The 19,554-nt window shown below is 65.1% G+C and carries 20 protein-coding genes; 5 read left to right on the top strand and 15 right to left on the bottom strand.

The features are described from left to right. Window positions 1–57: 57 nt before the first annotated feature. The 6 genes from V6B15_RS13495 to V6B15_RS13470 form a co-directional block, all read right to left on the bottom strand. Entirely contained in the window at window positions 58–1,269 is a 1,212-nt protein-coding gene (locus tag V6B15_RS13495) for a DUF445 domain-containing protein (protein ID WP_334201718.1), read from the bottom strand. A gap of 65 nt (window positions 1,270–1,334) precedes the next feature. Next, a complete protein-coding gene (locus V6B15_RS13490; protein ID WP_334201618.1) occupies window positions 1,335–4,811 on the bottom strand; it encodes an efflux RND transporter permease subunit in 3,477 nt (1,158 codons plus the stop codon). 14 nt (window positions 4,812–4,825) lie between these two features. Continuing rightward, a complete protein-coding gene (locus tag V6B15_RS13485; RefSeq protein WP_334201617.1) occupies window positions 4,826–6,028 on the bottom strand; it encodes an efflux RND transporter periplasmic adaptor subunit in 1,203 nt (400 codons plus the stop codon). 249 nt (window positions 6,029–6,277) lie between these two features. After that, window positions 6,278–6,541, bottom strand: coding sequence for a GlsB/YeaQ/YmgE family stress response membrane protein (locus V6B15_RS13480; protein WP_253520796.1), 264 nt, complete (start codon window positions 6,539–6,541; stop codon window positions 6,278–6,280). 138 nt (window positions 6,542–6,679) lie between these two features. Further along, a complete protein-coding gene (gene sciP / locus V6B15_RS13475; protein ID WP_253520798.1) occupies window positions 6,680–6,979 on the bottom strand; it encodes a CtrA inhibitor SciP in 300 nt (99 codons plus the stop codon). After that, window positions 6,976–7,269 carry a hypothetical protein gene (locus tag V6B15_RS13470; protein ID WP_334201616.1) on the bottom strand — a complete coding sequence of 98 codons (294 nt, stop codon included), beginning with the start codon at window positions 7,267–7,269 and terminating at the stop codon, window positions 6,976–6,978. Before V6B15_RS13470 ends, sciP begins: the two co-directional genes overlap by 4 nt. 105 nt (window positions 7,270–7,374) lie before the next feature. On the opposite strand from V6B15_RS13470, the gene mnmA reads away from it, so the two are divergent. Then, entirely contained in the window at window positions 7,375–8,529 is a 1,155-nt protein-coding gene (gene mnmA, locus V6B15_RS13465) for a tRNA 2-thiouridine(34) synthase MnmA (protein WP_334201615.1), read from the top strand. On the opposite strand, the gene V6B15_RS13460 is transcribed toward mnmA, so the two are convergent. Next, a complete protein-coding gene (locus V6B15_RS13460) occupies window positions 8,526–8,870 on the bottom strand; it encodes a hypothetical protein (protein ID WP_334201614.1) in 345 nt (114 codons plus the stop codon). The genes mnmA and V6B15_RS13460 overlap by 4 nt on opposite strands. Window positions 8,871–8,899: 29 nt before the next feature. Here V6B15_RS13460 and V6B15_RS13455 point away from each other — a divergent pair, with 29 nt between their 5' ends. Further along, the gene (locus V6B15_RS13455) at window positions 8,900–10,027 is read left to right on the top strand and encodes a serine hydrolase domain-containing protein (RefSeq protein WP_334201613.1); all 1,128 of its coding nucleotides are present in this window, start codon (window positions 8,900–8,902) and stop codon (window positions 10,025–10,027) included. On the opposite strand, the gene V6B15_RS13450 is transcribed toward V6B15_RS13455, so the two are convergent. Genes V6B15_RS13450 through pdxH form a run of 3 tightly spaced genes read right to left on the bottom strand, consistent with a single transcriptional unit; the run spans window position 10,024 to window position 12,358 of the window. Next, window positions 10,024–10,821: a PhzF family phenazine biosynthesis protein gene (locus tag V6B15_RS13450; protein ID WP_334201612.1), complete on the bottom strand. Its 798-nt coding sequence runs from the start codon at window positions 10,819–10,821 to the stop codon at window positions 10,024–10,026. The genes V6B15_RS13455 and V6B15_RS13450 overlap by 4 nt on opposite strands. Continuing rightward, window positions 10,818–11,753 (bottom strand): cation diffusion facilitator family transporter, encoded by a 936-nt coding sequence (locus V6B15_RS13445; protein WP_334201611.1) that lies wholly within the window; start codon window positions 11,751–11,753, stop codon window positions 10,818–10,820. Before V6B15_RS13445 ends, V6B15_RS13450 begins: the two co-directional genes overlap by 4 nt. Continuing rightward, the gene (gene pdxH / locus V6B15_RS13440; protein ID WP_334201610.1) at window positions 11,750–12,358 is read right to left on the bottom strand and encodes a pyridoxamine 5'-phosphate oxidase; all 609 of its coding nucleotides are present in this window, start codon (window positions 12,356–12,358) and stop codon (window positions 11,750–11,752) included. The genes V6B15_RS13445 and pdxH overlap by 4 nt, the downstream gene beginning before the upstream one ends. 191 nt (window positions 12,359–12,549) lie before the next feature. On the opposite strand from pdxH, the gene V6B15_RS13435 reads away from it, so the two are divergent. From V6B15_RS13435 to fabI, 3 genes are read left to right on the top strand one after another with little or no spacing between them, the layout of a single operon-like run. Beyond that, window positions 12,550–13,500 carry a DnaJ C-terminal domain-containing protein gene (locus tag V6B15_RS13435; RefSeq protein ID WP_334201609.1) on the top strand — a complete coding sequence of 317 codons (951 nt, stop codon included), beginning with the start codon at window positions 12,550–12,552 and terminating at the stop codon, window positions 13,498–13,500. 18 nt (window positions 13,501–13,518) lie between these two features. Beyond that, window positions 13,519–14,526 carry a YihY/virulence factor BrkB family protein gene (locus tag V6B15_RS13430; RefSeq protein WP_253520824.1) on the top strand — a complete coding sequence of 336 codons (1,008 nt, stop codon included), beginning with the start codon at window positions 13,519–13,521 and terminating at the stop codon, window positions 14,524–14,526. Further along, a complete protein-coding gene (fabI, locus tag V6B15_RS13425; protein ID WP_334201608.1) occupies window positions 14,523–15,332 on the top strand; it encodes an enoyl-ACP reductase FabI in 810 nt (269 codons plus the stop codon). Before V6B15_RS13430 ends, fabI begins: the two co-directional genes overlap by 4 nt. 26 nt (window positions 15,333–15,358) lie before the next feature. On the opposite strand, the gene wecC is transcribed toward fabI, so the two are convergent. The 5 genes from wecC to V6B15_RS13400 form a co-directional block, all read right to left on the bottom strand. Continuing rightward, window positions 15,359–16,624 (bottom strand): UDP-N-acetyl-D-mannosamine dehydrogenase, encoded by a 1,266-nt coding sequence (gene wecC, locus V6B15_RS13420; protein WP_334201607.1) that lies wholly within the window; start codon window positions 16,622–16,624, stop codon window positions 15,359–15,361. A 92-nt stretch (window positions 16,625–16,716) separates the two neighbouring features. Next, on the bottom strand, window positions 16,717–17,841 hold the full coding sequence (gene wecB / locus V6B15_RS13415; protein ID WP_334201606.1) for a non-hydrolyzing UDP-N-acetylglucosamine 2-epimerase: 1,125 nt from the start codon (window positions 17,839–17,841) through the stop codon (window positions 16,717–16,719). Between the two features lie 41 nt (window positions 17,842–17,882). Further along, entirely contained in the window at window positions 17,883–18,455 is a 573-nt protein-coding gene (locus tag V6B15_RS13410; protein WP_334201605.1) for a hypothetical protein, read from the bottom strand. Between the two features lie 91 nt (window positions 18,456–18,546). Continuing rightward, entirely contained in the window at window positions 18,547–19,074 is a 528-nt protein-coding gene (locus tag V6B15_RS13405; RefSeq protein WP_253520838.1) for a demethoxyubiquinone hydroxylase family protein, read from the bottom strand. Next, complete coding sequence (locus V6B15_RS13400) at window positions 19,071–19,547, bottom strand: disulfide bond formation protein B (protein WP_334201604.1); 477 nt, start codon at window positions 19,545–19,547, stop codon at window positions 19,071–19,073. Before V6B15_RS13400 ends, V6B15_RS13405 begins: the two co-directional genes overlap by 4 nt. Window positions 19,548–19,554 lie beyond the last annotated feature (7 nt).

Here is a 19,554-nt window from a genome sequence, read left to right as displayed (position 1 = left end):
GGCGGGAGGGTTTTTCATTACCGGGTCGCCGTGCTGGCCGCGCGGCCTGTCCGCCAGCTAGATCACGTAAATGTCGAGCGCGTGGATCGTCAGCCCCACCAATCCGCCGACCAGCGTGCCGTTGATGCGGATGAACTGGAGGTCGCGGCCCACCGCGCTTTCGACGCGGTCGGTAATCGTCTGGGCATCCCAGCGGCGCACGGTTTCCGAAACAAGCTGCACGATCTGATCGCCATAGCGCGTCGCAACACCCACTGCCGTGCGGCGCGCGAAGCGATTGACCTGGCGTTGTAGCCGCGCGTCGTCGCGTAGCGCGGAGCCGAGTTCGGCAAGCGTTTCACCCAGATAGCCAGTGCCGCCGCCGTCGTTGCTGCGGATCGACTGGATGAGGTTCGCGCGCAGCCGCTCCCACACGCCCTGCCACCAATCGCCGATCGCCGGGTTGTCGAGCAGCTCGCGCTTCATCCGCTCGACCCGCTGCTGCATTTCAGGATCCTCGCGCAGGCCATGCGCGAGCTCCTGCAGCCCCTCTTCGATCTTCGCGCGCAGCGGATGGTCGGGGTCGACCAGCACTTCGGCGAGCAGCTTGTACAGCCCGTCGAGCACCGAATTGGCGAGGCGTTCGTCGAGACCGGTAAAGCGCAGCACCGCATTGGCGCGCTTGTGGACCATGTCGCGCACCATCGCTTCATTGTCTTCGAGGACCAGCCCCGCCCAGCGGATAATCTTGTCGATCAGCGGCTTGTGCCGCCCATCGGCAATCATCGCATCGAGCATGCCGCCGAGCAGCGGGGCGATTTCCAGCTTGCCCAGTTGGGTTTTAATCCCGCTGCGCACCTGCGTGCCCAGACGGTCGGGATCGAGCGATTCGAGCACTTCGATCGCCAGTTCTCCGGCCCCCGCGCGGATCCGCGAATCCTTGGTCACCTTGGGATCGGCAAGGTAGCTACCGACCGCATGCGCGAGGTTCATCGCGCCCATCCGCCGCCCGACCACTGCGGGGGTGAGGAAATTCTCGCGCAGGAAGCCCGCCATCGTGTCGGCGATGCGGTCCTTGTTTTCGGGAATGATCGCCGTGTGCGGGATTGGCAGGCCGAGCGGACGGCGGAACAGCGCGGTGACCGCGAACCAATCGGCCAGCCCGCCGACCATCGCGGCCTCGGCGAAGGCATGCAGATAGCCCCAGGCGGGATGAAACTCGAGATAGCGCCCTGACCACAGGAACAGCGCCGCCATCAGCACGATCAGCCCGGTCGCCGTCCGCCGCATCATGCGCGCGCGGTCGGGCGGGATCGGGGGACCGGCCTTGCGCAGCCCCGCAGGCACGGCGTCGCTCACTCCGCGGGTTCGACCCCCGGCTCGGGCGAACCGTCGCCGATAATACCGCGAGTGTCGTCGCCTTCATTATAGGTCAGCAGGCGGCGGCGCATCCACGGCCCCACGCGCTTTTCGAAGCCGTCGGCCAGACTGAAGCCGGCGGGCACGATCAGCAGCGTCAGCACGGTCGACAGTAGCAGGCCGCCGATCACCACCGTGCCCATGGGCGCCCGCCAGGCACCATCGCCCGAGCCGAGTACGCCCGACAGCGCGGTCGGGACCATGCCCGCGGTCATCGCGACGGTGGTCATAACAATCGGCTGCGCGCGCTTGTGGCCCGCATCGATGATCGCGTGAAGCTTGCGCGTCCCCTTGTCCATTTCCTCGATCGCGAAGTCGATCAGCAGGATCGAGTTCTTCGATACGATGCCCAGCAGCAGCAGGATGCCGATATAGACGGGCATCGATTGCGGCTGGCCGAACAGCCAGACGAGCAGGATACCGCCCAGCGGGGCCAGCGCGAGACTGGTCATATTGACCAGCGGGCTCATCAACCGCTTGTAGAGCAGCACGAGCACCGCGAAGACCAGCAGCACGCCCGAGACGATGGCGATCATCAGGCTGGTAACCAGCTCTTGCTGCCATTCCTCTTCACCCACCACATCGCGGATTACGCCTTGCGGCAGGTCCTGCAGGACCGGGAGCGCGTCGATCTCGGCCTGCGCTTCGCCCTTGATCACACCCTGCGCAAGGTCGGCGCCGACGAGTACGCGGCGGTTCTGGTTGTAGCGCTGGATGGTCGTCGGGCCCGAACCGAAGGAGACATCGGCAACCCGCGACAGCGGCACCGAGCCGCCATTGGCGGTCTGGACCGGAAGACTCTTGATCGTCTCGAGGTCCTCGCGCGAGCGCTCGGGCAGCTTGACCCGGATCGGGATCTGGCGATCCGACAGCGAGAACTTGGCCGCGTTCTGCTCGATCTCGCCCATCGTCGCGATACGGATCGTCTGACTGATCGCGACGGTGGTGACACCGAGTTCGGCGGCGAGGTCTTCGCGCGGTTCGATGATCAGTTCGGGCCGGTTGATATCGGCGCTGATGCGCGGGGCGACGAGCATGTCGATCCCCTTCATCTGCTCGACCAGCGTAGCCGCGGTCTGGTTGAGCTGTTCGGGATCCGAACCGGCCAGCATCACGGTCATGTCGCGGCCCGAACCGAAGCCCCCCGATTGCGAGGCGAACCGTACCCGCGCATCGGCAATCTGCGCGAAGGTCGGCGCCAGAGCGCGTTCGAATTCGATCGACGTGCGTTCGCGATCGGGCTTGAGCGTCACATAAAGCGTCGCCTGTCCTTCGCGGACCCGTTCGAGAGCGAGTTCGACTTCGGGCTGCGCATAGAGAATATCAGCGACCTGATCGGTCACCCGCTCGGTGGTCTCCAGCGTCGTGCCCGGGACCATTTCGATTTCGACACGGCTGTTTTCGTCATCGATGTTCGGCTGGAACTGCGCCGGCACGATACCGAACAACAGGATTGTCAGCAGCAGTGCGAAATAGCCGACACCGAGCATCCACACACGGTGGTCGAGGAAGCGGGCATAGAGATATTGCCAGGCCTGCGCCATGTGGCCGCCCAAACGGCGGAGGATGAAACCGGTGACGCGGAAGAAGGCGAGCGCTGCGAACAGGCCGATCGCCAGTGCCAAGGCCAGTTGGACGACCCCGACAAGCGTGGCGATGAAGTTTGCAAAGCCGCCCGCGTCGGGATTGCCGCCGGTTATCAGGTCGGTCAGCTCGAGATTCTGGATAAGGTCCGATGCCGTGAACGTGGCCATTGCAGAAATGCCCAGCGCTGCGAGCACGACGACCAGCAGCGACAGGATATAGAGCCAACGCCTGCGCGGCCCTTCGATATTCTCCCGCGCAGCGTACATCTTGCCACGGTCGAGCGACCAGCGCAGCACATTCATGTAGCGGTCCATCATCGGACCTTCGCCATGCGCGGCCTGCCCCTTCGCTTTCAGGAAATAGGCTGCCAGCATCGGCGTGATCATGCGCGCGACCGCGAGCGACATCAGCACTGCGACCACCACGGTGAAACCGAAATTCTTGAAGAACTGGCCGGAAATGCCGGGCATGGCACCGACTGGGAAGAACACGGCGACGATACAGAAGCTGGTCGCAACCACCGGCAGCCCGATCTCGTCGGCTGCATCGATCGACGCCTGATAGGCGGTCTTGCCCATGCGCATGTGTCTGACGATGTTCTCGATCTCGACGATCGCGTCATCGACCAGCACCCCGGCAACCAGCGCCAGCGCCAGCAGCGAAAGCTGGTTCAAGTTGAAGCCCAGCAGATCCATGAACCAGAAGGTCGGGATCGCCGACAGCGGGATGGCGACCGCGGAAATCGCGGTTGCACGCCAGTCACGCAGGAAGAAGAACACCACGACGACTGCGAGGATCGCGCCTTCGATCATCGCGGCCATGGCGCTTTCGTACTGGTCTTCGGTGTATTTGACCGTGTTGAACAGCGGGATGAACTTCACCCCGGGGTTTGCGGCTTCGATCTCGGCGATCTTTTCCAGCGCCTCGTCGAAGACGGTAACGTCGGAAGCACCCTTGGCGCGGCTCATCGCGAAATTGACGACTTCCTTGTCACGCACCTTGCTGATCGAAGTGCGCTCCGAATAGCCGTCGCGAACCGTAGCGACATCCGCGAGCTTGACCGTACGCCCGCCGCCGAGTTGGATCTGGCGCTGGCTGAGCGCATAGGCGTCGTCGCTATTGCCGAGAACACGGACCGACTGGCGCGTCCCGCCAACCTCGGCCATTCCGCCAGCGGCATCGACATTGCTTTGGCGAAGCAGGCCATTAATCTGACTCGCGGTGACACCCAGCGCCTGCATTCGCGCAAGGTCGAGGATGACTTCGATCTCGCGATCGACACCGCCGAAGCGGTTGACCTCGGCCATGCCCTCGATGCCGAGCAATTGCTTGGCCACCGAATCGTCGATGAACCAGCTGAGCCCTTCGATCGTCATGTCGTCGGCTTCGACCGCGTAAATCGCGAGGAAGCCGCCGGAGATTTCTTCCTTGGTCACGCGCGGTTCGAGAATTCCGTCGGGCAGCGATCCGCGGACCGTATCGACCGCATTCTTGACCTCGGCCACCGCATCGTTGGGATCGGTACCGATTTCGAATTCGATAAAGGTGTTCGAGCTGCCTTCACGCGCGGTCGAATTGATCGAATTGACGCCATTGATCGAACGCACGGCGGATTCGACGCGCTGGGTGATCTGGTTCTCGATCTCGGTCGGCGCGGCGCCGGGCTGCGAGATCGATACGTTGACCGCGGGGAACTCGATGTCCGGATTGTTGACCACGTCCATCCGGGCAAAGCTGATCAGGCCCGCAAGCAGCAGCGCAGTGAAAGCGACCAGCGGGATGACCGGGTTGCGTATCGACCAGGCGGAGATGTTGCGGAAGTTCATCGAGTTACCCCTGCTTAGTCGGCTTCGGCCATTTGTGTCTTGACCGTCTCACCCTCGGTGAGGAAGCCGCCAGCGCGCAGTACGACGCGCTCCGAACCGGTCAGGCCCTCGGCGATGACGATACCCTGCGAGGTGACCGTCCCCGTAACAACCGGTCGCCGCTCGGCCTTGTCTTCGCCGTTGACGATCAGGACATAGGCGCCTTCCCCATCCGACAGCACCGCGCTTTCGGGCAGGATCGGGGCAACGACCGTGCCGCTGGCGATGGTCGCGGTGGCGAAACCGCCCGGACGCAGACCCTCGGCATAGGAAAGCGCGATACGCGCCGTGCCCTGACGGTCCTGCTCGTCGATGGTCGGCGAGATTTGCCAGACCTGCCCGGTAAAGAGCTTGTCGGTGCCGACGGGACGAATCTTCGCACTGGTTCCGACCGAAATCGAACTCAGCGAATCCTCATTGAGGCGCGCGAGCAGTTCCATCTCGCCGCCGCGGGCAATGCGGAACAGTGCCGGTGACCCTGCGCTGACCGTCTGACCGGGCTCGACATTGCGCTCGAGCACATAACCCGATGCCGGGGCGAGGATGTTGAGGCGGGCATTGCGTGCGCGCAGTTCGCCGAGCTGCGCCTGCGCCACGCGGACGCGGGCGACGGCGGCATCGCGGGTCGCGGTCAGGCGATCGACATCGGCGGTGGAGACAAAGCCGCGCTCGACCAGTTGCAGCGCGCGATCGAGATTGGCCTGCGCCAGATCGGCATCGGCCTGGGCGACCTGGATCTGCGCGCCGGCGCTCTGGACCTGTTGCGACTGGACCGACTGGTCGATACTCGCCAGCACCTGGCCCTGGCGCACCCAGTCGCCCGCATCGACCGGAACCGAAACGACGCGGCCGCCTTCGCCGACGACACCGACGGGCATTTCGCGGCGCGCGGACAACGTGCCGGTGGCGGTGATCTGTCCCTCGACCGTGGTCCGGCCGGGAGTGATGACCGTGACAGTCGGCGCCTGGGCGTTTTCGTCGCCTGCGGGCGTGGCGGTGCCATTGCTGCGCATGACGAAGAAAGCGGCGATGGCGAGACCGAGCACGAGAAGGCCGGCGATGACCAGCACCTTGCGGCGGTCCGAACGGCGCTTGGACTCGTACTCCTCCGCGTCGGGATCGAAACCGACCGCGATCGGATCGCCCTTTTCGGCCGTCACTCTAGTCTCGTAATTCATGTCGTACCCTGCCCCAGATGCGCTGCGAACAAGCAGTGTGTTACATTGCTATATCACTTAGCGCAAGAATTTCGAACTGAGGCGATAGACCGCGGCCCGCGTTAGGGCAATTGAGGGTTCGACCGGGAGCACCCACGGGTGGACGAATGTCGCCCTGACACCACAGCCCGTATGGTGGCCGGAACCCGGACAAACGAAGGGCGGAGCGTCCTGCGACGCCCCGCCCAACGAAATCAGATGTTCGGTCGCTTAGCGAACGCGGCCGCGCTGGACCATGTTGGCGATACCGAGCAGCACGATGGCGCCAAGCAGCGACATCAGCAGACCCGGGACGCTGAATTCGGTCAGCGTCGAGCCGACGCCGATCAGCGAACCGATGAACTTGCCGATGAACGAGCCGACGATACCGACAATGATATTCCAGAAGATGCCCATCGAGGCATCGCGGTTCATGACCAGGCTGGCGAGCCAGCCGATGATCCCGCCGACGATAATAGCGATAATCCAAGCCATTCTAATTCCTCCTGCTTTACTCTCACATTGCGTCTTCTAACGGACCAGTGCGACGAGCGGTTCCCCGAAATTGCTGTCGAGGATGAACTTGGAGCGTAAGGCTTGTCAAATTGTTGCCCCGCCGCGGCGGGGAGAGGATCAGTATTTGAGCTGGCGTTCGTAGAGGTCGCGATAGTGCTGGATACGCGTGACGCGCAGGCCCTGCATGCCCGAGCGGTCGACCGCGCGCTGCCACGAGGCGAACTCCTCGAGGCTCAGCGAATAGCGCTCGAGCACTTCGTCGATCGTCAGCAGACCGCCATTGACCGCCGCCACGACCTCGGCCTTGCGGCGAACCACCCAGCGCTTCGTTTTGGGCGAAGGCAGGTCGTCAATGGTCAACGGCTCCCCGAGGGGGCCGATCACCTGTGCAGGGCGGATATCCTGGTTTTCGATCATTCTTTCTCTCTATCGCCATGCACCGCGTCGTTTGCGGCGTCCCCACGACTTAAACGCGCGGCTTTGCCATCGCTTAAAGCAGCATGGTTAACGATCCGTTTACTTTCGTCGCTGTTTTCCCGGCGCGCTTCACCAAAGGCGTTGAAGCCGCCCTCGACCTTGCCGAGTTCGTCTCGCATATCGCGAGTCGCGGCGAGCTTGGCGACCAGATCGGTCCAGCGAAACTGGTGCAGATCCGTGCTTTCACGCTGTTGGTGAACGGGATTTTCGTTGGTGCGGCCCTCGAACATGAGCTTGTGGATAACGGCCCATAGTAAACGTTCGGTGAAACATCGCCTGCGGCCGGTGCGCCGGGCTACTGGTGGCCAGCCCCCAAGGCGTGTATGGGGCGCGCCATGCTTGCTACCGAAACCCTTTCGCCGGACCAGGCTGCCGCATTGTTCGACCTGCCGCGACCGGCAGCCGAATGCCGCATCGTCGTCGCCATGTCGGGCGGCGTCGACAGCTCGGTCGTCGCCGCGCTGGCTGCGCGCACGGGCGCCGAAGTGATCGGCATCACGCTGCAGCTCTATGATTATGGCGCCGCCACCGGACGCAAGGGCGCGTGCTGCGCCGGCGACGATATCCAGGATGCGCGCGCGGTCGCCGAACGACTGGGCATCGCGCATTACGTCCACGACCACGAAAGCGCGTTTCGCGAGGAAGTGGTCGAAACCTTCGCCGACGATTACCTCGCCGGGCGCACGCCGGTGCCCTGCATCCGCTGCAACATGGGTCCCAAGTTCACCGATCTGCTGGACATGGCGCGCGAGCTGGGCGCGGATTGCCTTGCCACCGGCCATTATGTTCGCCGCGTCGAGGGGCCTGCGGGCGCGGAACTGCACCGCGCCGCCGACCCCGCGCGCGACCAGTCCTATTTCCTCTACGCCACGACCGAGGACCAACTCGACTTCCTGCGCTTCCCGCTGGGGGGCATGCCCAAGGCCGATGTTCGCGTGCTCGCCGAAGGCGCGGGGCTGCGCAATGCCGCCAAGCCCGACAGCCAGGACATCTGCTTCGTGCCCGATGGCGATTACGCAGGCATCGTACGCAAGCTCCGTCCTGAAGGCGCGCGGCCCGGGGCTATCGTCCATGCGGCGACCGGCGAAACGCTCGGCGAGCATAAGGGCGTGATCCACTTCACCGTCGGCCAGCGCCGCGGCCTCGATATCGGCGGGCAGCCCGAACCGCTCTATGTTGTAGGCATCGATGCCGACGGCGCGCGGGTGCTGGTGGGGCCCAAGCGGATGCTTGCCGTTTCCGCCGCAACGATCATCGAGACCAACCGTATCGGCCCGCTGCCCGACGTACCGCTTTCGGCCAAGGTCCGCAGCCTTGCCAAGCCGGTGCCGATTACGCTCGAGGGGCCGCTGGGTGACGGCGCAACGACTACGATCCGCTTCGCTGCGCCAGAGTTCGGCGTCGCGCCAGGACAGGCGGCGGTCATCTATGCCGGCGAACGGGTCGTCGGCGGCGGCTGGATCGAAGCGACCGAGCGGGTTACCGCCTAGCCTTCCCACTCCTGCAATACGCAGCCATAGCCTTCGCGGAAGCTGGCGGTGTCAGACGCGACGAAGGGGATCGAGGCGGTCACACTTTTCGCCGCCGCATTCTCGCTGAGCGAAATAAGCTCCATCCCTTCCAGCTTGTCCTTGGCGCAATCGTCGAGGCTGCGCCCGGCGACGAAGCGACAGGAACAGCCGACCCGCGCTGCATAGGCGGAGCCGACGCCGCCGGTTTTGCGCAGGCCATCGCCCCAGGCGAACCAGGCGACGCCGAGCAGGATGGCGACCAGCGGGACCAGCCACAGCCAGCGGCGCGAAAAGCGGGAGCGTGTTTTGGCCGTTGCCAAGCGGGATTCCTTCGTGCGAGTGACGCCGCATGATCATGCGGCCCGCCTCCCTTATCGCGCTTGCCCTCGCCACCTCAAGCCTTGCGTCCTGCGGCTCCCCCGGTCCGGCGGAGGAGCCTCCGCTGAGCGAGGAAGCGCTCGCCGCGGTGACCGAGGACCCGGGCGCGCCGACCCGCGCATTGGCGCGCGCAGCAGACGAATTGTTCATGCTCGACGGGCTGGGCGAAACCCGCGCTTTGGTTGTCTATCACGGCGGCGCATTGGCGGTGGAACGCTATGCCCCCGGCTATGACAAGGACACGCGCTTCGTCAGCTGGTCGATGGCCAAGACGGTTACCGCGGTGATGATCGGCATGCTGGTCGCCGACGGACAATTGCGGCTCGACGCGCCCGCCCCCGTGCCGCGCTGGGAGCGGACGGGCGATCCGCGCGCCGAGATCACCCTGCGGCACCTGCTGCAGATGCGCAGCGGGCTCGAACATTCCGAAGCGAGCGACCCGCCCTATGAGAGCGGCGAGGTCCGCATGCTCTTCCTCGACGGGCGCGACGACATGGCCGATTACGCCACCGCGCAGCCGCTCGAGGCGGAGCCGGGCGCGCAGTTCGAATATTCCTCCAACACCACCGTGATCCTCGCCGATATCGCCGCACGGGCGCTGACCGACAGCACCGACCCCGATGTCCGGCGCAAGGCGGTGGCAGATTATCTCGACGCGCGCCTGTTCGCGCCGCTCGGAATGACCTCGGTGGTGCCCGAATTCGACCGCGCCGGCACATTGATCGGCGGGAGCCTGATCCACGCCACCGCGCGCGACTGGGCCAAGCTCGGCGAATTGCTGCGCAACAAGGGCTCCTATCGCGGCGAACAGCTGGTTCCGCGCGCATGGGTCGAAGAGATGGTCGAACCCAGCCCCCAGAGCCCGCATTACGGACTGCAGACCTGGCTCAACCGCCCGACCGGGGAAGACCAGCACCCGCTGTTTCCCAACCGGGCGCCGCAAAGCGCGTTCTCGATGATCGGGCATATGGGCCAATATGTCTTCGTCTCACCGACACAGAAGCTGACCGTGGTCCGGCTGGGCCATTCGAATGCCGATGAACGCCGCGCCATGCTCCAGCAGCTTGCCGACGTGGTCGAACTTTACCCCGAAACCTAGGGCAGGAAGAACCGGCCCTCGACCACGGTCACGCAGTGGCCCGACAAAACCGCGCGCTCGCCATCGCGGCGGCAAACCGCCTGCCCGCCGCGCCGCGACGCCTGACAGGCTGTGAAGCTGCCGCGCCCGAGCCGCTCGGTCCAGAAATGCGTCAGCACGGCATGCGCCGAGCCGGTGAAGCTGTCTTCATCGACGCCCGCGCCGGGCACGAACACGCGGCTGACCACATCGGTATCGCTGCCGGGTGCGGTGCAGATGAACTGGTCGTTCCCAAGCGCCCCCAGCGCGCGCAGATCGGGATCGAGCGCACGTACAGCATCCTCGCTGGCGAACAGATAGACCCCGTAGCCATCGGGATGGAGCCAGACCTCCTGCGGCTGCGCTCCGAGCAGTTGGACGGCTTCGGCCCACTCGCCCGGCTCGGTCCGGATCAGCGGTAAAGCAAGCTCGTACCCCGCCTCAGCCCGCGCCACGTCGAGCATGCCCGCCCGCCGCGTGCGAAAACGTACCCGCTCGCCGCCATCGCGCGCCAGCAGCACATGGCCGCTGGCGAGCGTCGCATGGCCGCATAGCCTTACTTCCTCGGCCGGCGTGAACCAGCGCAGCTCCCAGTCGGCTTCGCCGCTGGCATCGCGGACGCAGAAGGCGGTTTCGGCGAAATTGTTCTCACCCGCGATAGCGAGCAGCAGATCGTCTTCGAACCAGTCGTCGAGCGGCATCACCGCGGCCTGGTTGCCGCCGAAGGCGCGGTGGGTGAAGGCATCGACATGCCAATAGGGCAGCGCGCGGCTCATGCGTCCTTGTCGAGCTTGGCGAACTCATTGTCCTCGACCAGCGGATTGTCGGGTTCGTCGACATGGCCTTCGGGGTCGATGTGGATCAGCAATTCGGTTCCGGGGAACTGGCGCCGCAAGTCATCTTCGACCCGATCGGTGATCGCATGCGCTTCCTCGATCGTCATCCTTGGCGGCAGGTCGACATGGAACTGGACGAAGTCGCGATTGCCGCTGGTGCGCGTGCGCAGATCGTGAAGGTTGGAAAGCTCGGGATGGCGCGCGGCCGCCTCGACGAAAGCCAGCCGCCTGTCCTCGGGCCATTCGCGGTCCATCAGGTCATCGACCGCGTCACTCGCCCCGCGCCATGCGCCCCAGCCGAGCCACGCCGCAATGGCGAGTCCGAACAGCGGATCGGCCATGCCGATACCCGCATATTGATCGAGCACCAGCGCGAGGATCACTGCCAGATTGAGCAACAGGTCGGACTTGTAATGCAAATGATCGGTCTGGATCGCGAGGCTGCGCGTCCGGCGCATCACGTAACTTTGCCAGCCGAGCAGCGCGAAGGTCAGCACAATGGCGACAAGCGACACCCCGATGCCTTCCGCCGCCGCGGCAGTGTCGCCACCGCCCGCCAGCTGCGTCACCGCGCGCGCCGCGATGCCGAAGGCCGACAGGACGATGAGCATGATCTGGAAGATCGCCGCCAGCGCCTCTGCCTTGCCGTGCCCGAAGCGGTGGTCCTCGTCGGCGGGCATCGACGCGATCCACACGCCGATCAGCGTGGCGAGGCTGGCGATCAGGTCGAGCGCCGAATCGGCAAGGCTGCCGAGCATGGCGGTCGAACCGGTGCGCCAGCTCGCCCAGCTCTTGAGCGCAACCAGCACCAGCGCGACCGTGATCGACGCCATCGCCGCCGAGCGGGCCAGCCGGGCGCTTCTGTCGCTCATGGGTAGAGCAGCGTGTTCGACCACGCATCCTCAGCGCTCTCGCGCGCAAACAGCCGGCGGTCGTGAAGGCGGTATTCGCGGTCGCGCCAGAATTCGATCCGGCGCGGGCTTAGGCGAAACCCCGTCCAATGCGGCGGACGCGGAATGTCGCCTTCGGGATAGCGCTCCTCGAGCGCGGCGACCCGGTCGAGATAGAGCTGGCGGTCGAGCAGTGGACGCGACTGGTCGCTTGCCGCCGAGCCGATCTGCGACACGCGCGGGCGCGAATGGAAGTAGCTGTCGGCTTCCGCTTCGCTCACTTCCTCGAGCGGGCCTTCGATGCGGATCTGGCGGCGCAGGCTTTTCCAGTGGAACAGCAGCGCCGCGCGCATGTTGGCGCGGATCTGCTCGCCCTTGTGGCTTTCTGCATTGGTGTAGAACACGAAGCCCTCGGCGCTATGGCCCTTGAGCAGCACCATGCGGACCGACGGGAAGCCATCGGGCGACGCCGTCGCCAGCGCCATCGCATTGGCATCGTTGGGCTCGCTCTCGCGCGCCTCGGCGAACCACACTTCGAACAGCGCGAAAGGATCGCTGGGCGGGATCGCGCTCTGATCGGTTTCCATCGGGGCTTTCCTACAATCTGGAACACATGGAACAGGGTTCAGGAGCAAAACGCGGCGCGGCCCGTTTTTGCCCGGAAACGACTGCAAGGAGGACCGAATTGCCATTCATCAGCCGTCCCCTATCGCCAATGCGCGCGGTAGGAAACCGCCCGCGCTTGCACCACGCCGCTGTTGTGCCTAGCTAACACGCCATGGCCGATCCCTATTCCATCCTTGGCGTCCCGCGCAATGCGTCCGAAAAGGACATCAAGAGCGCCTATCGCACGCTCGCCAAGGAACTGCATCCCGACCGTAACAAGGACAACCCCAACGCTTCGGAGCGCTTCAGCCAGGCGACCAATGCCTATGACCTGCTGTCCGACAAGGATAAGCGCGCCCAATTCGACCGCGGCGAAATCGATGCCGACGGTAATCCCGCCAATCCCTTTGCAGGCATGGGCGGTGGCGGCGGTTTCCGCCCCAATGGCGGCCAGCGCGGGTTTCGCACCGAGGACATGCAAGGCTTCGGCGGCGAAGAAGTTGATCTGGGCGATATCTTCGAGGGCCTGTTTGGTGGCCGCGGCCCGCAGGCGCGCTCTGGCGGCAGCCCGTTCGGCGGTGCGCAGCATCGCCGCCCGCCCCAGAAAGGCGCAGACATCGCCTACAAGCTGCGCGTTCCTTTTATCGATGCGGCCACGCTCAAGGACCAGCGAATCACGCTGTCCGACGGCAAGACGATCGACCTCAAGCTGCCCAAGGGGGTCGAGGACGGCACGCAGATGCGGCTCAAGGGCAAGGGCGAGCGGGGCCCCGGCGGCGCCGGCGACGGGCTCGTCACCATCGCGATCGACCGGCATGCGCTCTATCGCCGCGAAGGCGACGATGTGCGCTTCGACCTGCCGATCACGCTCGACGAGGCCGTGAATGGCGGCAAGGTCCGCGTCCCCACGGTCGACGGACCGGTGATGATGACCATCAAGCCCGGCACGCATGGCGGCACCGTCCTGCGCCTCAAAGGCAAGGGCTTTTCACGCAAGAACGGCACCCGCGGCGACCAATTGGTGACGCTTGAAATCCAGCTGCCCGACGATCTCGACGAGCTTGCCAAGCGGCTCGAGGGGTGGAAGGACGAGAGCGATCCGCGGAGCAAGCTCGGGGTTTAGTCCTTGTCGCCACAACCCATGCCGGAAGGCCAGGAACGCGAGATTCACTCGCTCTCCCCCGAACAGCGGCGGAAGGAGGCGCGCGATCTGCGCGGCCGCATCCAGCGGCACATGGGCCCCGGCACACGGGGCTGGGAAATCACCAAGCGGACCATTGTCGGCACTTATAACGATGGCTTCATCCACGCAGGCAACCTCGCCTATCTGTCGATGCTGGCGATCTTCCCCTTCTTCATCCTCGGTGCGGCGGTTTTCTCCGCCATCGGCGAGGAAGCCGAACGCGCGGCGACGATCAATGCGGTGCTCTACGCGCTGCCCCCGATGGTAGGTAATGTGATCGAACCCGTCGCGCGCGATGTGATCGAGGCGCGCAGCGGCTGGCTGCTGTGGGTCGGTGCGCTGATCGGGCTATGGACGGTGGGCAGCCTGGTCGAAACCATCCGCGACATCCTGCGCCGCGCCTATGGCACGCATGCCACGCAGGCCTTCTGGAAATACCGCCTGCTGTCGTCGGGGGTGATCCTCGCCGCGGTTTTCCTGCTGTTGCTCAGCCTGATCGCGCAATTCCTGATCGGCACCGCCCAGGAGGTTATCGAAGCCTATTTCCCGCAGCTGATCGACCGCGTCTCCGACTTGCGCCTGACGCGGATCGTCCCCGCGTTGGGCCTGTTCGGCTCGCTCTACCTGATCTTCTATTCGCTTACCCCGTCGAAATACCGCCGCCAGCGCTATCCCAAATGGCCCGGCGTATTGCTGACGACGCTGTGGTGGATCGCGGTGACCACGATCATGCCGGCAGTGCTGCGCAATTTCTTCTCCTACGATCTCACCTATGGCGGGCTTGCCGGCGTGATGATCGTGTTGTTCTTTTTCTGGCTTGTGGGGCTCGGGGTGGTTATCGGCGCAGAGCTGAACGCGGCGCTGGCCGAAACGCCCGAAGAGGAATTGTGCCAGGTGAGTGAGGCCGACGATGCGCGTCGGGCAGCGCTGGCGCGGGAAATGGCAGAAGAGGAGCACGCTGCATGAGCGGGTTGATGGCAGGTAAACGCGGGCTGATCATGGGCCTCGCCAACGACAAGTCGCTGGCCTGGGGGATCGCCAAGCAACTCGGCGCGCATGGGGCCGAACTGGCCTTTTCCTATCAGGGCGAGGCGCTCAAGAAGCGGGTCGGCCCTCTGGCGCAGCAGCTTGGCAGCGATTTCCTGATCGAATGCGACGTGTCGGACATGGACGCGCTCGACCGCGCCTTCGACACGCTCAAATCGCGCTGGGAGACGATCGACTTCGTCGTCCATGCGATCGGCTTCTCGGACAAGAACGAGCTGCGCGGGAAGTATGTCGACACCAGCCTCGACAACTTCCTGATGACGATGAACATCTCCGCCTATTCGCTGGTCGCGGTGGCCAAGCGCGCGCGCGCGATGATGCCCGAGGGCGGATCGATCCTGACACTGACCTATTACGGGGCCGAGAAGGTCATTCCGCATTACAACGTGATGGGCGTGGCCAAGGCGGCGCTGGAAACCAGCGTGAAATATCTCGCCAACGACCTCGGCCCCGAGAACATCCGCGTCAACGCGCTCAGCGCGGGCCCGGTCAAGACGCTCGCGGCGAGCGGGATCGGCGATTTCCGCTACATCCTCAAATGGAACGAGCTCAATTCGCCGCTGCGGCGCAATATCACGATCGACGATGTCGGCGGCTCGGGGCTCTATTTGCTGTCCGACCTGTCATCGGGCGTGACCGGCGAGACGCACCATGTCGACGGCGGTTATCACGTGGTCGGGATGAAGCAGGAAGACGCCCCCGACATCGCGCTCGACAAGGCCTGAGCTAGAGGCCGATCTCGGGGGCCTGATCAGGCGACGTCGGGCCAGATCCCGCGCGTGTCGTAGACCGCCTTGCCGGCGCGTTCCTCGGGCGGGATGACCTTGAAGACATCGTGATCGACCAGCGTGACCAGCACGCCGCATTCTTCCAGCGCAGTGTCGATATCGACCAGTTCGGCGCCCGTGCCCTCAAACTCGGGCGGCAGTTCGCCCGCATAGGGTTCTACCACCTGCACACGCTCGCCGAACTCGCGCGCAAGCGAGGCAGCGACATAACGCGCCGGGCTTTCGCGGAAATCGTCGATATTCGCTTTGAAGGCGAGGCCGAGGCAGGCGACCTTCGCCTGCGGATTGGCCTGCGCCAGCGCCTTCGCGCGGCTAAGCACATGGTGCATCTTGGCATCGTTCGTCTCGCGTGCCTGACGGATGATTTTCGCCTCGTCGGGCGCGCCATGGACGATGAACCACGGGTCGACCGCGATACAGTGCCCGCCCACGCCGGGGCCGGGGGTGAGGATATTGACGCGCGGGTGACGATTGGCGAGGCGGATCACCTCCCACACATCCAGCCCCTGCCGGTCGGCGATCATCGAAAGCTCGTTGGCAAAGGCGATATTGACGTCGCGGAAGGCGTTCTCGACCAGCTTGGTCATTTCGGCACTGCGTACATCGGTGGTGACGCACTCGCCCTTCACGAAACGCTTGTAGAAGGCGAGCGCCTTGCGCGCGCAGCGCGGGGTGATGCCCCCGATCGAGCGGTCGTTATGCGTCAGTTCCTCGAGGATCTTCCCCGGCAGCACGCGTTCGGGACAATAGGCGATGCTCACATCGGGCTGCCCATCGGTCAGGCCCGGCATGGCAAGATCGGGGCGCTTCGCGGCGATCGCGTCGCGTATCGCCTCGGTCGTTCCGACCGGTGAGGTCGATTCGAGAATGACCGTGTCACCCTTCTTGAGCACGTCGGCGACCTGCTCGGCGGCGGCCATGACATAGGATGTGTCGGGCGTATGCTGCCCGTCCTTCGCGAAAGGTGTGGGCACCGCGATTACGAAGACATCCGCGGGCGCGACCTTGGTCGAGGCCTTGAGCAGACCGCGCTGGACCACTGCCTGCACCAGCCCGTCGAGATCGACCTCCTCGATATGGATTTCGCCGCGGTTGATCGTGTCGACGACGCTTTGCGCCACATCGACACCATGCACCGGGCAGCCCGCGCGCGCGATAATCGCGGCCGTAGGCAAGCCGATATAGCCGAGACCGATGACGCAGACGTCGGGCTTGGTGTCACCACGCATGAATGTGTTTCCCTGAACCTTTGGGCTACGAAGCTAGCGGCGGTCGGTAAATTTTACAGTAACGATAAAGCGCGCGCCGGCAGCGGGACGGATCACGCCTCGGCGAGCAGATCGGCGATCCGCGCCGCCGAATGCCCATCGCCGAACGGGTTATGCGCGCGCGCCATCGCGGCATAGGCGGCCTCGTCGTCGAGCAGGCGAGTGGTTTCGCGCACGATCGCATCGGCATCGGTGCCGACCAGCTTCGCGGTGCCTGCCGCAACGCCTTCGGGGCGCTCGGTCGTCTCGCGCATGACCAGCACCGGCTTGCCCAGTGCGGGCGCCTCTTCCTGCACTCCGCCGCTGTCAGTGAGCATCAAATGGCTGATGTCGAGCAGCCGGGCGAAATGCGGATAGTCGAGCGGCTCGATCAGCGCGACATTGTCCAGCCCGGCAAGCCGCGCGTTCATCACCGCGCGGACGTTGGGGTTGAGATGGACCGGAAAGATGATCGCGACATCGTCGCGCGCGGCAAGCCGCTGCACGGCGGCCGCGATATTCTCCATCCCCTCGCCGAAGTTCTCGCGCCGGTGGCTGGTCATGCCGATGATACGCTTGCCCGCAAAGCGCGCTTCGAGCTCGGCCAAACCAGCCGCCAGCGCCGGCTGCTCGCTCACCCGCTGCGTCACCCAGCGCAGGGCATCGATCACGGTGTTGCCGGTGACATGCACGCTGGCCTCCGCGACATTCTCACGCAGCAGCGCGTCGCGCGCGGTTTGGGTCGGGGCGCAATGCAGCGCGGCGAAGCTGCCGACAACGCGGCGGTTCACCTCTTCGGGCCAGGGATGATGGATGTCGCCGCTGCGTAGCCCGGCCTCGACATGGCACACGGGTATCTTGCGGTAATAGGCGGCGATCGCCCCCGCCATCACGGTGGTCGTATCGCCCTGGACCACGACCCAGTCGGGCCGTTCCGCGTCCAGCACCTTGCCGATTTCGACCAGCGCGCGCGCAGTCAGCGCATCGAGCGTCTGCCCGGGAGTCATCAGGTCGAGATCGTGATCGGGCACGATCCCGGCAATCTCGAGCACCTGGTCGAGCATTTCGCGATGCTGCGCCGAAATGCACACGCGGCTGTCGAACCGCTTGTCTGCGGCCAGCGCATGCACCAGCGGGAACAGCTTAATCGCTTCGGGACGGGTCCCGAACACGGTGAGGATCTTGCGGCGCGAACTCATACCCGCCTGCCTAGCGACAAATCGCCGACCGGCGCCAGAGCTTAGCGCGGTTCGGCGGCGCTGTCGGGCTGCGGCAGCGCTTCTTCACCCGGGACCTCGGCGGCGCGTTCGCGTTCGAGCCGTTCCATATATTCGCGCTCGATCATCTCGACCCGCTCCTGCTCGGCGGCGGCGTCCTCGTCGATGGTCGCGAGGCGCTTGGCGCGCTCGGCGGCGATGATCTCGCCGAAGCGGATGCCCGCATCATTGGCCTTGTCGGCATAGGCGGCGTTGATCATTTCCTGCGTACAGCCGGTAAAGCCGCCTGCACCGGTGGGTGAGCACGACATGGTGCCGAAAGCGCCCGCCATCTCGAAGCGTTCGACGCGTTCGGCCCATGACTGGTTTTCGGGGCTGTCGGAAAAGCGCAGGTTCTCGGGAATGCGATAGCGCTCGTTCTCGGCCTTGCGGGCGCAGACGACGATCTGGTCGTCCGTGCTTTCGGGGCATTCGTCATCGCCATAGATGATCACCATGTTGTAATTGTCTTCGGCCGTATCGACGCTGTCCTGTGCTTGCGCGCCCATGGGGACGGCAAGTGCCAGGCTGGCGATGGCAAGCAACGGTTTCGACATGATGGTCCTCTCGGCGAATGGGTACAGGGCCACTAGGCGCCCCGTGGGGTGAACTTTTGCTGAAGCGCGTGCGCGGGCCTCCAGGCGCGCGTCACACGCGCTCCGAAATACGGATCGCCGCGCGGCAGCCCAGGCGAATAACGCCCGACAGCAGCGGATAGGCGGGCGCACGCTCGGCCCCGGCGGCCAGCGCGGCGTCGCGGTGCTCGCGCTCGTCCTCGCGGAATTCCTCGATCATCGCGGCGAGCTCGGGATCCTCGCCGCTGTCCTGCAGCTGGTCGAGCTGGCGCGAATAGTGATCGTCGATCTCGGTCTCGACCGCGGCGGTGCAGGCCATGGCCGCTTCGGGCCCGATCAGCGCGGTCACCGCGCCAAGCGCGAAGCCGGCGCGGTCCCAGAACGGTTGCAGCGCGGTCGGACGCACGCTGCGGCGCGCCATCAGCGCATCGAACTTGGCGCGGTGGCCGGCTTCCTGCTCCGCCATGCCCGCGATTTCCGCCGAATGCGGGCCGCGGTCGCCCATTACGGCGAGTTGGCCGGCATAGATCCGCGTCGCACCGAATTCGCCTGCCTGGTCGACGCGGATCATCCGCGCAATATGATCGGGTACCTTGGTCATGCCCGGCGATCCTTCACCAACAGCGCGAAGATTGCCAGCCCCGTGGCGGTCGAAATCAGGAAATTGAAGCCTGCAAGACTGACCCCGAGCAGCGTCCAGGCGGGTTCGTCGCAGCGCACCAGCGGGGTGTTCATGATGTCTTCGAGCGCATTGCCGCTGCTGCCCGAGGTGATCGCGGCGCAGGAGGTGATCCCCTCCCACCAGCCATATTCGACCCCGGCATGAAACAGACCGATCACGCCCGAGACCAGGATCGCCAGCGCGGCGGCACCGGTCCACAAGCGCTGCGGCGGGGTCGCGTATGCGAGCAGGGCAAGGCCCACGGCGGCGAAATGCGGCCAGCGCTGCCACCAGCACATTTCGCACGGGTAAAGCCCGAAGCCATATTGCGAGACATAGGCCCCGCCCAGCAGCAGGGCCGGCACGGCGAGCGCCAGGGCGCGGGCGAGGCGGGCGTGCTGCGAAAGGCTCATAGCGCGG

The organism is Qipengyuania sp. Mu-71, from assembly GCF_036867055.1.
Taxonomy (GTDB): domain Bacteria; phylum Pseudomonadota; class Alphaproteobacteria; order Sphingomonadales; family Sphingomonadaceae; genus Qipengyuania; species Qipengyuania profunda.
The sequence above is the reverse complement of the archived record's forward strand: the minus strand, read 5'-3'. Positions and strand labels throughout refer to the sequence as shown.